Origin of the sequence: Pseudoflavonifractor hominis, assembly GCF_014288125.1 — a bacterium.
GTDB lineage: Bacteria > Bacillota > Clostridia > Oscillospirales > Oscillospiraceae > Pseudoflavonifractor_A > Pseudoflavonifractor_A gallinarum.
The window spans coordinates 322,744-336,533 of the sequence record NZ_JACOPR010000002.1; the positions used below are offsets into that span (position 1 = coordinate 322,744).

General features: G+C 61.1%; 11 protein-coding genes. 7 read left to right on the forward strand and 4 right to left on the reverse strand.

Going from position 1 to position 13,790, the window contains the following annotated elements:
- Positions 1-109: 109 nt before the first annotated feature.
- From xdh to H8S34_RS04365, 3 genes are all read left to right on the forward strand, one after another.
- Positions 110-2,683, forward strand: coding sequence for a selenium-dependent xanthine dehydrogenase (gene xdh, locus H8S34_RS04355; protein ID WP_186963142.1), 2,574 nt, complete (start codon positions 110-112; stop codon positions 2,681-2,683).
- Positions 2,684-3,170: 487 nt separating this feature from the next.
- Positions 3,171-4,244, forward strand: a complete 1,074-nt coding sequence (locus H8S34_RS04360) for a BMP family lipoprotein (RefSeq protein WP_180956809.1) — start codon at positions 3,171-3,173, stop codon at positions 4,242-4,244.
- A 154-nt stretch (positions 4,245-4,398) separates the two neighbouring features.
- Entirely contained in the window at positions 4,399-5,442 is a 1,044-nt protein-coding gene (locus tag H8S34_RS04365; RefSeq protein WP_101692401.1) for a BMP family lipoprotein, read from the forward strand.
- 59 nt (positions 5,443-5,501) lie between these two features.
- Here the strand turns inward: H8S34_RS04365 and H8S34_RS04370 are convergent, their stop codons facing one another.
- Complete coding sequence (locus H8S34_RS04370) at positions 5,502-6,440, reverse strand: selenium metabolism-associated LysR family transcriptional regulator (protein WP_186963143.1); 939 nt, start codon at positions 6,438-6,440, stop codon at positions 5,502-5,504.
- Between the two features lie 115 nt (positions 6,441-6,555).
- On the opposite strand from H8S34_RS04370, the gene selD reads away from it, so the two are divergent.
- The 4 genes from selD (at position 6,556) to H8S34_RS04390 (ending at position 9,457) form a co-directional block, all read left to right on the forward strand.
- A complete protein-coding gene (selD, locus tag H8S34_RS04375; RefSeq protein ID WP_186963144.1) occupies positions 6,556-7,611 on the forward strand; it encodes a selenide, water dikinase SelD in 1,056 nt (351 codons plus the stop codon).
- Positions 7,612-7,922: 311 nt separating this feature from the next.
- The gene (gene yedE, locus H8S34_RS04380; RefSeq protein ID WP_101692404.1) at positions 7,923-8,987 is read left to right on the forward strand and encodes a YedE family putative selenium transporter; all 1,065 of its coding nucleotides are present in this window, start codon (positions 7,923-7,925) and stop codon (positions 8,985-8,987) included.
- A 22-nt stretch (positions 8,988-9,009) separates the two neighbouring features.
- Positions 9,010-9,213 (forward strand): sulfurtransferase TusA family protein, encoded by a 204-nt coding sequence (locus H8S34_RS04385; protein ID WP_186963145.1) that lies wholly within the window; start codon positions 9,010-9,012, stop codon positions 9,211-9,213.
- A 1-nt stretch (position 9,214) separates the two neighbouring features.
- A complete protein-coding gene (locus H8S34_RS04390; RefSeq protein ID WP_101692406.1) occupies positions 9,215-9,457 on the forward strand; it encodes a putative Se/S carrier protein in 243 nt (80 codons plus the stop codon).
- 50 nt (positions 9,458-9,507) lie between these two features.
- Here H8S34_RS04390 and cuyB read toward each other — a convergent pair whose 3' ends face one another.
- The 3 genes from cuyB to H8S34_RS04405 all read right to left on the reverse strand — a co-directional run bounded on the left by cuyB (position 9,508) and on the right by H8S34_RS04405 (position 13,767).
- The gene (gene cuyB / locus H8S34_RS04395; protein WP_186963146.1) at positions 9,508-10,224 is read right to left on the reverse strand and encodes a cysteate racemase; all 717 of its coding nucleotides are present in this window, start codon (positions 10,222-10,224) and stop codon (positions 9,508-9,510) included.
- A 20-nt stretch (positions 10,225-10,244) separates the two neighbouring features.
- Positions 10,245-11,453 (reverse strand): carboxylate--amine ligase, encoded by a 1,209-nt coding sequence (locus tag H8S34_RS04400; RefSeq protein WP_186963147.1) that lies wholly within the window; start codon positions 11,451-11,453, stop codon positions 10,245-10,247.
- Between the two features lie 76 nt (positions 11,454-11,529).
- Complete coding sequence (locus H8S34_RS04405) at positions 11,530-13,767, reverse strand: RelA/SpoT family protein (RefSeq protein WP_101692409.1); 2,238 nt, start codon at positions 13,765-13,767, stop codon at positions 11,530-11,532.
- Between the last annotated feature and the right edge of the window lie 23 nt (positions 13,768-13,790).

Sequence of the window (13,790 nt, forward strand, 5' to 3'; positions counted from 1 at the left end):
AAAATGCAGATGGGCTGTATCGCCCCCGCCGGATACGTTCGATCCGCATCTACACCCCACTCCCGCACGGTAAGAACCATCTCAAAGGATTTAAAGGAGGCAACTTAAGATGTTCACTCTGAACGTCAACGGCAAGACCGTAACCGTCGAGCAGGACCGCAAACTTATCGATGTCCTGCGCGAGGACCTGAAACTCACCTCCGTCAAAGACGGCTGCGACCAGGGCGCCTGCGGCGCCTGTACCATTCTGGTGGATGGCGCCCCCATCAAGGCCTGCGTCCAGAAGGTCTCCAAATTTGAAGGGAAGGAAATCCTCACGGTCGAAGGACTGAGCGAGCGGGAGCGTGAGGTCTATGTCTATGCTTTCGGCGAGGCCGGGGCCGTCCAGTGCGGCTTCTGCATCCCCGGCATGGTCCTGTGCGGCAAGTCCCTCATCGACCGCAATCCCAATCCCACCCGGGATGAGATCGCCTTTGCCATCCGCAACAACATCTGCCGCTGCACCGGCTATAAGAAGATCATCGACGCCATCGAGCTGGCCGCCCGCCTGATCCGGGAGGACCGCAGAGATCTCAAGCCTCCGGTGGTCACCGGCGTGGGCCAGCGGGCCCACCGGGTGGACGTGGCCGAGAAGGTCCTGGGCTACGGCCAGTATACCAATGACATCCAGATCGACGGCATGCTGGTGGGCTCCGCTCTGCGCGCCCAGTATCCCCGGGCCCGGGTACTCTCCATCGACACCAGCGCGGCCAAGGCCGTGCCCGGCGTCCATGCCGTCCTCACGGCGGCGGATATCCCCGGTTCCTTTAAGGTTGGCCATCTGAAGCAGGACTGGGACGCTCTGGTTCCCGTGGGCCATGTGACCCACTACTTGGGCGATGCCGTGGCCCTGGTGGCCGCCGAGACCTGGGAGCAGGTCCAGCAGGCCAAGGCCCTGATCAAGGTGGAATACGAGGTGCTGCCCGGCATTTTCGACGCCCGGGAGGCCCTGAAAGAGGGCTCCCCGCTGGTCCACGAGAGCAGCAACAGCAATATCCTGGCCCATGAGCATCTGGTCCGCGGCAACGCCGACGAGGTGCTGGCCAAGTCGGCCCATGTGGTCACCCGGTCCTACTACACGCCCCCCACCGAGCACGCCTTCCTGGAGCCCGAGTGCGCCGTGGCCATGGTGGATGACGAGAATCAGGAGGCCCTCATCTACTCCAGCGACCAGGGCACCTACGATACCCAGCATGAGTGCTCTCTCATGATGGGCTGGAAGCCGGAGCAGATCCACGTGATCAACGCCTTGGTGGGCGGCGGCTTCGGCGGCAAGGAGGACGTGAGCGTACAGCACCACGCCCTGCTGCTGGCCTACCATACCCACCGCCCGGTCAAGGTCAAGCTGACCCGGGATGAGAGCATCCTCATCCATCCCAAGCGCCACGCTGCCTGGATGGAGTTCACCACCGGCTGTGATGAGAACGGCTACCTCACCGCTATGAAGGCCGTGGTGGTCACCGATACCGGCGCCTATGCGTCCCTGGGCGGCCCCGTGCTTCAGCGCCTGTGCACCCACGCCGCCGGCCCCTATAACTATCAGGTTATCGACATCGACGGCACCGCCGTCTACACCAACAACCCGCCCGCCGGCGCCTTCCGCGGCTTCGGCGTGACCCAGAGCTGCTTTGCCACCGAGTGTAACCTGAACCTGCTGGCAGAGGCAGTGGGTATCTCTCCCTGGGAGATCCGCTACCGCAACGCCATCCGTCCGGGCCAGGTCCTGCCCAACGGTCAGATCGCCTTCCCCGGCACTGCCCTGGCGCAGACTCTGGAGGCCGTCAAAGAGGTCTATGAGAACCACCCCAGAGCCGGCATTGCCTGCGCCATGAAGAACGCCGGCGTCGGCGTGGGCCTCCCCGACTGGGGCCGCTGCCGCATCACGGTGGAGGACGGAAAAATCTGGCTGCGGGCCGGTGCCTCCTGCATCGGACAGGGCCTGGGCACCGTTCTCACCCAGATCGCCTGCGAGACGCTCGGCGTGCATCAAGACGTAGTGGTCTATCCCCAGGCCGAGACCAACAATGCCCCGGATGCCGGTACCACCTCCGGCTCCCGTCAGACCCTCATCACTGGTGAGGCCTGCCGCCGGGCCTGTCTGGAGCTCAAGAAGGTCCTGGACGCCGGCAATTCCCTCGCCGATCTGAATGGCCGGGAGTTCTATGGCGAGTACCTGGCCGCCACCGACAAAATGGGCGCCGACAAGCCCAACCCCGTTTCCCACGTGGGATACGGCTATGCCACCCAGGTGGTCTGCCTCAATGAGGACGGCACCATTGAAAAGGTCGTGGCCGCTCACGACGTGGGCCGGGCCATCAACCCGCTGAGCGTAGAGGGCCAGATCGAGGGCGGCGTGGTCATGAGCCTTGGCTATGCGCTGACCGAGGACTTCCCCCTGGTGGAAGGCAAGCCCACCGCCAAGTTTGGTACCCTGGGACTCTTCCGCGCCAACAAGACCCCCCCGGTGGAGGCCATCATCGTGGAGGCCAACCAGGACTCTGAACTGGGCTATGGCGCAGTTGGCATCGGTGAGATCACATCCATCCCCACCCCTCCCGCGGTGCAGGGTGCCTATTATAAGATGGACGGCCAGTTCCGTACCACCCTCCCCCTGGAGAACACCCCCTATTCCCGCAAAAAGTAAATTTTACCCTGACCGAGAGGCGGCGTGCAGATGAACTGCACGCCGCCTTTTTGAAGTTCCATAAGGTAAACTCCTCATTTCATTTTTGTCTATTTTGACAAATACCTTTTAAATAATCACCTTTATTTTATTTAAATAGACCATTTCCTCTTGACTTTTTTTCATTCCTCCTTTAGAATAGTGGCAAGTTCACCACATGTAGTCTTCATATGATATAATCTTTTTGTGATTCTTGACGATATCACTGTGGTGAGCCATTCCTTTCACCCACGGGGGTATGACCTTGGACGGACGCAACTCTGTCCCCATGCCGAAGGGTCTCAGAGGTTCTCCAAGCCTGTGCCCGCATCTTCCGTCTGGAGGTGCATACAGGAGGCATATCCGGCGGTGTCTGTCACACCGGCGAATCAGCCCGCTCTCATGGGCGCGTATCCCACTGCATAGACTGGATGCTCCCAGTCATGCCAATCAAAAGGAGGATAATGTAATGAAAAAGCTGATTCCCTTGTTCCTCGCCGGCGCTCTCATGGTGGGGATGTCCGCCTGCGGCGGCTCTTCGGCCGAGCCGTCCACTGCTCCCACAGGCGATTCCGGTGCTTCCGGCGGCTCTGAGTATGATGACATCAAGATTGCCGTCATGCTCTCCGGCCCTCCCACCGACGGCGGCTACTGCCAGCAGGGCGCCGACGGCGTACGTGCCATTCAGGAAAAATACGGTCTGGATGACAGCCAGGTCGCGATCATCGACTCGGTCACCACGGCCGACATGGCCCGCTCTGAGGCCGAGAACATGGCCGCTGAGGGCTACAAAGTCATCTTTGGTCAGGGCGGTGAGTTTGCCGAGTACTTCTCCGAAGTGGCTCCCGACTATCCTGACACCTGGTTCGTCACCAACGGTGGTTCCGTGGTGGGCGAAAATCAGTTCCCCATGTGCATGAGCACGGAGGAAGGCGGTTATGTCTGCGGCGTGATCGCGGGCATGATGACCAAGACCAATACGGTGGGCGTGATCGCCGGCGGTGACTGGCCCTCCTTTACCAAGCCCGGCGTGGGCTTTGCTCTGGGCGCCAAGAGCGTCAACCCCGATGTGACGGTCAAATCCGCCGTCCTCAGCGCCACCAACACCAACGAGGCCTATGAGACCGCGCTGAGCCAGATCCAGAGCGGTGCCGACTTCCTGTTCCCCAACGCCAACGAGGGTACCTCCGGTGCCATCAAGGCCGTGTCTGAGAACCCCGAGGTCTATGGCTTCGGCGTGTTCGGCGACTACATCTCCGGCGCCCCCAACCAGGTCATCGGCAACAGCCTGCCCGACGCCCCCGGCGCCTATGTGGCCGTGTTTGATGCCATCATGAACGGCGAGACCACCGGCGACATTATGTTCCTGGGCATGAAGGAAGGCGTCATCTCCTTCGAGTGGAACGAGGACCTGAAGGCCACCCTGCCCGAGGATGTGGTGGCTGCTGCGGAGCAGACCATCGAGGACATCAAAGCCGGCAAGATCGACATCCCCAACGAGTATGAGATCGGCGAGACCGGAACCGAGGTCTATTTCAACTAAATCACACCATCAAAATGGGCCCGTTTGGATGACCAAACGGGCCCATTTTACCGCCGTTTCCCTTGACGGCGGAATCCTTTTTGATTATGATAGTGGTATCGGAAAATTCTTCTGATGACCCCGCGCACTGATTCATTTTGAGGAGGATACCCACATGAAAAAGGCACTTTCTCTGCTCCTGTCCTGCTCTCTTCTCACAGCGGCTCTCTCCGGCTGTGGCGGCGGCGGGACCGAACCCACCCAGGCTGCTTCTGACGACCCCTCTACCTGGAAAGTCGGCGTCATGCTCTCCGGCTCTCCCACCGACGGCGGCTACTGCCAGCAGGGCGCCGACGGCGTGCGTGCCATTGAGGAGAAGTACGACTGCCAGGTGGCCATCATCGACTCGGTCACCACGGCTGACGACGCCCGGGCCGAGGCCGAAAATATGGCTGCTGAGGGCTACAAGATCGTCTTTGGCCAGGGCGGCCAGTTTGCCGAGTACTTCTCCGAAGTGGCTCCCGACTACCCCGACACCTGGTTCATTACCAACGGCGGTGCAGTTACCGGTGAGAATCAGTTCCCCATGTGCATGAGCACCGAGGAGGGCGGCTATGTCTGCGGCGTTCTGGCCGGCCTGCTCACCCAGAGCGGCGTCATGGGCACCATCGTCAGCGGCGACTACCCCTCCTTTACCAAGCCCGGCGTGGGCTTTGCCCTGGGCGCCAAGAGCGTAGACCCCAACAACGTGGTCAAGTTCTCCGTCCTGAGCGCCTCCAACTCCAACGAGGCCTATGAGACCATCCAGAGCCAGATCCAGGGCGGCGCCGACGTGATCTTCCCCAATGCCGACGAGGGCAACAGCGGCGCCATCAAGGCCGTGTCTGAGTCTGAGGGTGTGTATGCCTTCGGCGTCTTTGGCGACTACATTTCCGGTGCTCCTGAGCAGGTGGCCGGCAACATGATGGTGGACGCCCCCGGCGCCTATGTGGCTGCGTTTGAGTCCGTCATGAACGGTGAGGCCTCCGGCGAGATCCAGTATCTCGGCATGAAGGAGGGCATTATCTCCTTCCAGTGGAACGAGGACTTCAAGGCCACCCTGCCTGAGGATGTGGTGGCTCAGGTCGAGCAGACCGTGGAAGACATCAAGGCCGGTAAGATCGATATCCCCAACGAGTACGACATCGGCGAGACCGGTATTACCGAGTATTTCAACTAAATTTCGCCCCTGAGAAGCGAACGGAAACGGCCCTGCCGCAGCTGCGGCAGGGCCGTTTTTTACAGTGTCGGTTCCGCTTTGAGGCTGCCCGCCTCAATCTCCCCCTGAAAATACCGGGGGAGCTCCTGCAGCAGCATAGATGCGGCCGGGGAGTGGGGCCGGGTGCGGTGATGGATCAGATAGAACTGCCGGTCCAGCAGAGGACTGTCATAGTCAAAGGACAGGATACTGCCCATCTGTACATAGTCCGCCGCCGCAAGCCCAGACACAATGGAGATACCCAGGCCGTTCTTGACCCCCTGCAAAATACTCTCCGTGCTCTGAAGCTGGGCCGCCAGGGTCAGCTCCCGGGGATCGATTCCAATGCCCCGCAGGAATTCCTCGCTGCGCTTGCGGGTACCCGAGCCGGGCTCCCGCACTAGGAAGGGACTGGCGCGCAGCACCTGTCCGGAAATGGTCCCGTCCAGTTCCCGGAATTCCGGCGTATTGGGCGTAACGATCACCATGCGCTCGGAAAAGAAGGGCGTACAGACGCATCCCGCCTTCTGTACCGGTGAGCCGATGATTCCCATCTCCGCGCCGTTTTCAAAGATGCGCTGGGCCACCTGGCTGCTGTCTCCCTGAAACACCTGGAAAAAGACCTTGGGATAGCGCTTGCGCAGATGGGGCAGAATGCGGGGCAGCAGGTACTGGGAGGGCACGGTGGAGGCCGCAATGGACAGGGCGCCCTGGATGTCGGAGGAGGCCGTCTTGACCTCCTGCTCCGCCCGCTCGCACAGGCCCAGGATCTGGTTGGCATAGCCGTAGAGGATATTGCCGGTTGCGGTAAGCTGGATCTCCTTGGTGGAGCGGACCACCAGCTTACTGCCCAATTCCCCCTCCAGTGCGCTGATGTGGGCGCTGATGGTGGGCTGGGTCAGGTAGAGGGCGTCGGCAGCCTTGGAAAAGCTTTTGAGGCGGGCCACCTGCACAAAGACCTCCAGTTGCTTGAGTTGCATAATGATCGTTCCTCTCTCTTCTTCTCGGGTTGTGGTTGCTATTTGCAGGAAACAGGGTTAGAATAGAACACGCTCTCCCCCGGAGAGCCATAACACAAGAAAGTGGGTGCGGAATATGTCGTCGGATGTAAGCAAGATCAAGTTGACCGAGATGACCTCAGCCGGTGGGTGAGGGGCCAAAATAGGACCGGGTGTCCTTGGAAAACTGCTCGCCGATCTGCCCCGCATCTATGATCCGAATCTGATGGTGGGGTTTGACTCCAGCGACGACGCGGCGGTCTACCGCGTCAACGATGAGACGGCCATGATCGCCACGGTGGATTTCTTCCCTCCCATTGTGGACGATCCCTTCCAGTTCGGTCAGGTGGCCGCCACCAATGCCCTGTCCGATGTGTGGGCCATGGGCGGCACGCCGAAAATCGCCATGAATCTGCTCACCTTCCCCAACTGCCTGCCTCTGGAGGTGGTGCAGGGCATCCTGGCCGGCGGATATGACAAGGTGATGGAGGCGGGTGCCGTCATCGTCGGCGGCCACAGCATTGAGGACAAGGAGCCCAAATACGGGCTGTGCGTGATGGGATTTGCCCATCCGGACGAGGTTCTCACCAATGACGGGGCCAAAGAGGGTGATATCCTTGTCCTCACCAAGCCCCTTGGTACCGGCATTCTCTCTACCGCCGCCAAGGCTGGGCTTCTCACCCAGGCGGAGTATGACGAGATGCTCGCGATCATGACCACCCTCAACAAAAAGGGACAGGAGGCCATGCTCCCCGTGCATCCCACCGCCTGTACCGACATCACCGGCTTCGGCCTGCTGGGCCACGTGCAGGAGATGGCCAAGGGATGCGGCCTGAGCTTTGAACTCTGGGCCGATGCGGTGCCCATCGTCCCCAAGGCCCTGGAGCTGGCGAAAGACGGTATCATCCCGGGCGGCGCCTACAACAACATGGGCTATCTGGCCGACGATGTGGTGGTGGAGCCCGGTGTGGCGCTGGAGCGGTCCGACGCCATGTACGATCCCCAGACGGCAGGCGGCCTGCTCATCACGGTGCCCGAATCCCGCTCCAGTGAGCTCCTCCAGCGTCTGAAAGACCTTGGCGTGCCCGGCGCTGCCATCGGTATGGTGAAAGCGCGCGGGGACAAGCTGGTACGTCTGCGTCCCGGCTATTGATTTTATGCTTTACGCGATAGAAAGACGGACTCCGGCTCAGCCGGGGTCCGTTTTTTTGCGCGGATCTCACAGGATGCTCCTCCCCATACTGTTCCCCCTCAGTATACACCTTCCGTTTGCACTTGGAAATATTTTATTTAAAAATAAAATAAATTATATTGTAATTATTCCACATGCTTCTTTATTGATTTTCTCAATATTACCACCATATTTATATCGTTGTTTTCAATTTCCATTCTGCGGAAAGGGCGGCTATAATAAACGAGTAAGTACGCATTGTGTGGCGTGCAAGGGTAAAGGAGGAACTTTTTATGTCAAAGCTGAAACAGCACGGCCTTATTATCGTGGCCGGCGCGGTGGTGGGCTTGATCGCCGCCATCCTCTCCTGGCAGGGAAATCCCTACAACATGGGCTTTTGTATTGCCTGCTTCCTGCGGGACATTGCCGGCGCTGTGGGACTCCACCGTGCAGAGACAGTTCAGTACATCCGGCCTGAGATCATCGGCCTGGTTCTGGGCGCCATGGGTATGGCCATGGTGGGCAAGGAATTCAACGTCCGCGGCGGTTCGTCCCCAGTCCTGCGCTTTGTGCTCGGTTTTTGTGTGATGGTGGGTGCCCTGATGTTCCTGGGCTGCCCCCTGCGTATGGTCCTGCGCCTGGGCGGCGGTGACCTGAATGCGGTGCTCGGCCTCATCGGCTTCGCTCTGGGCATTCTGGTGGGCACCTTCTTCCTGCGCGCCGGCTTCACCCTGAAGAAATCCACCCCCCAGCCCAAGGCCGAGGGCTTCGTGATGCCCCTGATCTCCCTGGGTCTGCTGGTACTGCTGGTGCTCCGTCCCGCCTTCATCTTCTTCTCCTCGGAGGCTCCCGGCTCCAAGGCCGCTCCCATCGCCCTGGCCCTGATCGCCGGCCTCGTGGTGGGTGCTCTGGCCCAGAAGACCCGCCTGTGCATGGTGGGCGGCATCCGCGACGCCATCCTGTTCCAGGACTTCCACCTGCTGCTGGGCTTCATCGCCATCTTTGTGGCCGCCCTGGTGGGCAACCTGATCCTGGGCAATCCGGTCAACTTCTCGTTTACCGATCAGCCCGTGGCCTATAACGACGGCCTGTGGAACCTGCTGGGCATGGTCCTGGTGGGCTTCGGCTCGGTCCTGCTGGGCGGCTGCCCCCTGCGGCAGCTCATCCTCTCCGGCAGCGGCAACAGTGACTCCTCCGTGGCCGTTCTGGGCATGGTCGTGGGCGCCGCCTTCTGCCACAACTTCGGTCTGGCCTCTTCTGCCAAGGGTCCCACCGCCAATGGCCAGATCGCTGTGATCCTGGGTCTGATTGTGGTGGCCGCCATCGGCGCTGCCAACCTCAACCGCAAGAAAGCCTGATTTCGGAAAGGAGCATAGAACCATGAATGAACTGGATGCCCGGGGCTACTCCTGCCCCGAACCCGTTTTGATGACCAAGAAGGCCCTTCAGAAGGGCACCCCCCTCAAGGTGCTGGTGGACAGCATGACTCCCGTGCAGAACATCACCCGCTTCGCCTCCAACGCCGGCTATCAGGTGAGCCACCGGGCCGTGGGCGATGACTTTGAGCTGACCATTACCAAGTAAGATGGAACAGATCGCCACCTTTCACACCCACTTCGGCGCCCTGACCTTTCAGAAGAAACTCCGGGCGCTGGGAGACAGCGCCGCCATGATGCCGGTGCCCCGGGCACTGTCCGCCTCCTGCGGCACCTGTGTCAAGTTCGGTATGGACTTTGACCCCGCCATGGCCGATGAGGACCTGGACGCGGTCTACGCCGTGGAGGGAAGCGGGAAGTACCGCCTGCTCTTCCAAAACGAAGAGGAATAAACAGCAAAAACCCCCGCCGTTCCAATTGGAACGGCGGGGGTTTTCCACATTTAGCACTCCCGCAGTGGATAACCGCAGGCGGTCACACACCGACGGGCCAGCACATCTAGGGCGTCCAGGTAGAATTCCGGCAGGCCGTGGAAGGTCCGGAAGACCGACAGCTCGGTACAGCCCAGCACCGCACCGTCGCATCCCAGTTCCTCCCGCACGGCCCGGTCAATGGGGACAAAGTCCTCCGGTGTGCCTCGCCGGCCCTGCTTGATCTCATCGTAGATGATGGACATGACCCGGCGCTGGATCTCCTCCGGCAGCGGGGGACACTCGATCCCCAGCGCCTGGAGCTCCCGCTGATAGACACCGGTGCGCACCGTGCCGTCGGTGGCCAGAACGCCCACCCGGCGGCATCCCCGCCGGGCCAGCACCGCGGCCGATTCCCGGACCATGTGGAGCAGCTTCATGCCCCCCAGGTCCTCCTGGAGCCGGGCGGCAAAGTAGTGGGAGGTGTTGCAGGGAATGGCCAGAATGGAGCAGCCCGCCCCCTCCAGCACCCGGCCCCCGGACAGGAGGGCCTCATAGCACCGCTGGGCATCGCCGCCCAGAATGGCCCCGGTACGGTCGGGGATCCAGGTATCGTTGTAAATCAGCGTGGGGATATGGTCCTGGTCCCGGTCGGCGTCGGTATAGTCCACGATGCGCTGGCACAGCTCCAGCGTGGCCTGGGGGCCCATGCCGCCCAGGATACCCAGCTTCGGTCGGTCGTTTGCCATGGGCTCCTCCTCTCGGTCGGTCAGTTGGCTTTCTCCATGGAGCTGGCATAGCGCTTCTTGTAGCGCCACTGATCCCGGATGATGCGCAGCTTGTGGATCAGATTGCGGTCGGCCTTGTAAAAGAGGGGGTTGACCACCGCGTTTTGCTCTTCCAGGGCCTTCATCTCCCCGTGGAAGCGCTTGGGAATGTAGTCGTAGGCCACACTCCGGGGAATGACCCGCCACATATGGCGGTTCTTCGTGATGGTCAGCTCGCAGCTCTTGTGCTCGATGCGGTCCTCCACCAGATATTTGGCCAGGTTGTAGCCCGCGCCGGTGACGTAGTAGTTGCTCCGTCCCTGGCGGGTATTGATCTCAAAGACCTTGAACTTGCCGTCCCGCTGGTCGTACTTCACATCGAAGTTGGAGAAGCCGGTATAGCCGATGGCCTCCAGGAAGGAGCGGAGCTTCTCGCACAGCTCGGGCTCGGGCTCGGTGATGATGACGGCGTGGTTGCCGATGCCGTGGCGGGTATGCTCCTCCAGGAGCACGTGGCCCACGCACATGAGGCGGACCTTGCCGTCCTCGCCGGAGTAGTTGGTGACCACCCGCATGAAGCTGTCATCCCCGGGGATGAAGTCCTGAATGATGAGGGAGTCCTCATAGCCGTGCTCATAGATCTCGTCCAGCACCCGGTCTACCTCCTCCCGGGTCTGGAGGATATAGGCCTTCTTCTGGGTGTCAAAGGGATGGTCCCAGTAGGTGGCCGACTCGGCCGGCTTCACCACGAAGGGGCCGGAGAAGGGGAGGGTGAAGTCGTGTCCCATGCCCTTTTTGTAGACAAAGGTGGCGGGGTGGTCGATGCCGTGCTGATCGCACAGCTCGTAGAATTTCTCCTTGTGGATCAGGACCTCCATGGTGGCCAGATCGATATAGGGCGCAATGACATTTTCCGGGAAATGGGGCAGATTGCAGGCGATGGAGGTCAGATAGTTGTCTCCGCAGCCCAGCACGATGACCTTCCGGTCGGAGAACTCGGCGGCCACCTTCTTCACATTCTCCAGCACCACCTCCGGGGCGTCGTTGTTGGCGCACACCCGGTAGTCGATGATGTCGCTGCCTACGCAGGGGCCGGAGGGATACATCCCATAGGCCACGGTACGCACGCCGTAGGCCTCATGAAAGGCCCGGGCCATGCTGTACACATTGATATCCGCCCCCAGCAGAAGGGGCACAAAACGCTTTTCCATTGAACACGCCTCCACAGCGGAGGGAGCCCCTCCAACGGCGGGACTCCCTGGAATAATGATTGTATAACGGACTGGCTCAGCCCGTGGTACGCTTGACCTGATAGACCCCCTGGATCTGCCCCAGCTTGTTGATGACGCTGGTCAGCTCGTCCTGGTTCTTGACCTCCAGCAGAATGGAGGCAATGGCGTAGCCGTCGGGGGTGGCGTGGACGTTGAGTCCGTTCACCTTCACCTTGGCGGCGGAGAGGACCATGGCCACATCCAGGGTCAGGCCGTCCCGGTCCTTGGCCGAGATGTCCAGCGCGGTCTGGTAGGTGGTCTGATCTCCCTCCACCCAGGAGACCTTGACCCAGCGCCCGGCCTCCTCGGGCTTTCGCTTCTCCGGGGCGCAGTTGGGGCAGTCGGAGCGGTGGACCGATACGCCGAAGCCCCGGGTGATAAAGCCCACCACCGGGTCCCCGGGCACAGGGGTACAGCACTTGGCAAACTTGACCAGACAGTTGTCCAGTCCCTCCACCACGATGCCGTTGGAGGAGCGCTTGGGGGTCTTGGCCGCGGCGGGCTCCTGCTTGGGCGGTGTGCTCCGGCCGGGCAGGATGACCGGGGTCTGCTCCGCCTGGAGGGCGGCGCTGCGCTCGGCCTGCACCCGGTTGAGGCGGCTGATCTCGTCCTTGATGCGCACCACCGCCTTCCGGGCGCTCATACCGCCGTAACCGATGGCGGCATAGAGTTCGTCCAGAGAGCCGAAGCGCACCTTCTTGAGGATGTGGGGGAGCATCTCCTCGGTGGTAATAGAGGCCAGAGAGATCCCCGCGTGCTTGAGCTCAGACTCGAAGGAGGCCCGGCCGGTGGCGATATTCTCCTCCCGGCGCTCTTTCTTGAACCACTGGCGGATCTTGTTGCGGGCCTCGTTGGATTTACACAGCTTCATCCAGTCACGGCTGGGGCCGTGGGCCGACTTGGAGGTGATGACCTCCACGATCTGGCCGTTCTGGAGCTGGGTATCAAAGGGCACCATGCGACCATTGACCTTGGCCCCTGTCATATGGTTGCCCACCGCCGAGTGGATGGAATAGGCAAAGTCAATGGGGGTGGCCCCGGCGGGCAGGTTGATGATGTCGCCGTTGGGAGTGAAGACGAAGACCTCATCGGCAAAGAGGTCCACCCGCATGGAGCGCAGGAATTCCTCCGCGTCGGTGGTCTGCTGGGCCTCCAGGAGCTTGCGCACCCACTCGAAGGCCGACTCGCTGCCCAGATTCTGGTTGGCCATGCCCTGCTTGTACTTCCAGTGGGCGGCGATGCCGTACTCCGCCGTGTGGTGCATCTCCCAGGTGCGGATCTGCACCTCAAAGGGAAGGCCCTCCCGGCCGATGACGGTGGTGTGGAGGGACTGGTACATGTTGGGCTTGGGGGTGCCGATATAGTCCTTAAAGCGGCCCAGCACCGGCTTGAACATGTCGTGGATGCAGCCCAGCACATTGTAGCAGGAGGGAATGTCGTCCACGATGACCCGGAAGGCGTAGAGATCAAAAATCTCATCCATGGTCTTGTTCTGCCCGTACATCTTGCGGTAGATGGAGTAGGCGTGCTTGATGCGCCCGTAGACAGTGGCCTTGATCCCCTCCTCGGCCAGCCGCTCCTCGATCTTCCGCTGGATGGTGGCCATAAACTCCTCGTGGGCGGCGGCCCGGGTGGCCAGCTCGTCGCTGATCTCCTTGTAGCCCACCGGGTCCAGGTACTGGAGGGAGGTGTCCTCCAGCTCCCACTTGACCCGCTGCATGCCCAAGCGGTGGGCAATGGGGGCGTAGATCTCCATGGTCTCCAGGGCCTTTTCCCGCTGCTTCTTGGGGGACTGGTACTGCATGGTACGCATGTTGTGCAGGCGGTCGCAGATCTTGATGAGGATAACCCGGATGTCCTTGGCCATGGCCATGAGCATCTTGCGCAGATTCTCCATCTGCTCCTCTTCCTTGGAGACATACTTGACCTGGGTCAGCTTGGTCACACCGTCCACCAGATCGGCCACGCTCTTGCCGAAGCGCTTGGCCACGTCGTCATAGGTGGCGTTGGTGTCCTCCACCGTGTCGTGGAGGAGAGATGCGATGATGGAGTCGGTATCCAGCTCCAGCTCCGCGGCGATCTCGGCCACGGCCAGCGGATGGGTGATATAGGGGGATCCATCCTTGCGCATCTGCCCCGTGTGGGCATTGTCGGCATAGGAGAAGGCGTCATAGAGCCGCTTGGTATCCACCCCGGGGTTGTAGGCTTTGATCTTATCCTCCAGCGCCTGATATCGCTCTAAAATAGGGTCCATACGATCACCACATTTCGTTGAGA

Bases quoted from the DNA above. Each gene is read 5' to 3' on its own strand.
- xdh (WP_186963142.1), top strand. From the start codon at position 110: ATGTTCACTCTGAACGTCAACGGCAAGACCGTAACCGTCGAGCAGGAC.
- H8S34_RS04360 (WP_180956809.1), top strand. From the start codon at position 3,171: ATGAAAAAGCTGATTCCCTTGTTCCTCGCCGGCGCTCTCATGGTGGGG.
- H8S34_RS04365 (WP_101692401.1), top strand. From the start codon at position 4,399: ATGAAAAAGGCACTTTCTCTGCTCCTGTCCTGCTCTCTTCTCACAGCG.
- H8S34_RS04370 (WP_186963143.1), bottom strand. From the start codon at position 6,440: ATGCAACTCAAGCAACTGGAGGTCTTTGTGCAGGTGGCCCGCCTCAAA.
- yedE (WP_101692404.1), top strand. From the start codon at position 7,923: ATGTCAAAGCTGAAACAGCACGGCCTTATTATCGTGGCCGGCGCGGTG.
- H8S34_RS04385 (WP_186963145.1), top strand. From the start codon at position 9,010: ATGAATGAACTGGATGCCCGGGGCTACTCCTGCCCCGAACCCGTTTTG.
- H8S34_RS04390 (WP_101692406.1), top strand. From the start codon at position 9,215: ATGGAACAGATCGCCACCTTTCACACCCACTTCGGCGCCCTGACCTTT.
- cuyB (WP_186963146.1), bottom strand. From the start codon at position 10,224: ATGGCAAACGACCGACCGAAGCTGGGTATCCTGGGCGGCATGGGCCCC.
- H8S34_RS04400 (WP_186963147.1), bottom strand. From the start codon at position 11,453: ATGGAAAAGCGTTTTGTGCCCCTTCTGCTGGGGGCGGATATCAATGTG.
- H8S34_RS04405 (WP_101692409.1), bottom strand. From the start codon at position 13,767: ATGGACCCTATTTTAGAGCGATATCAGGCGCTGGAGGATAAGATCAAA.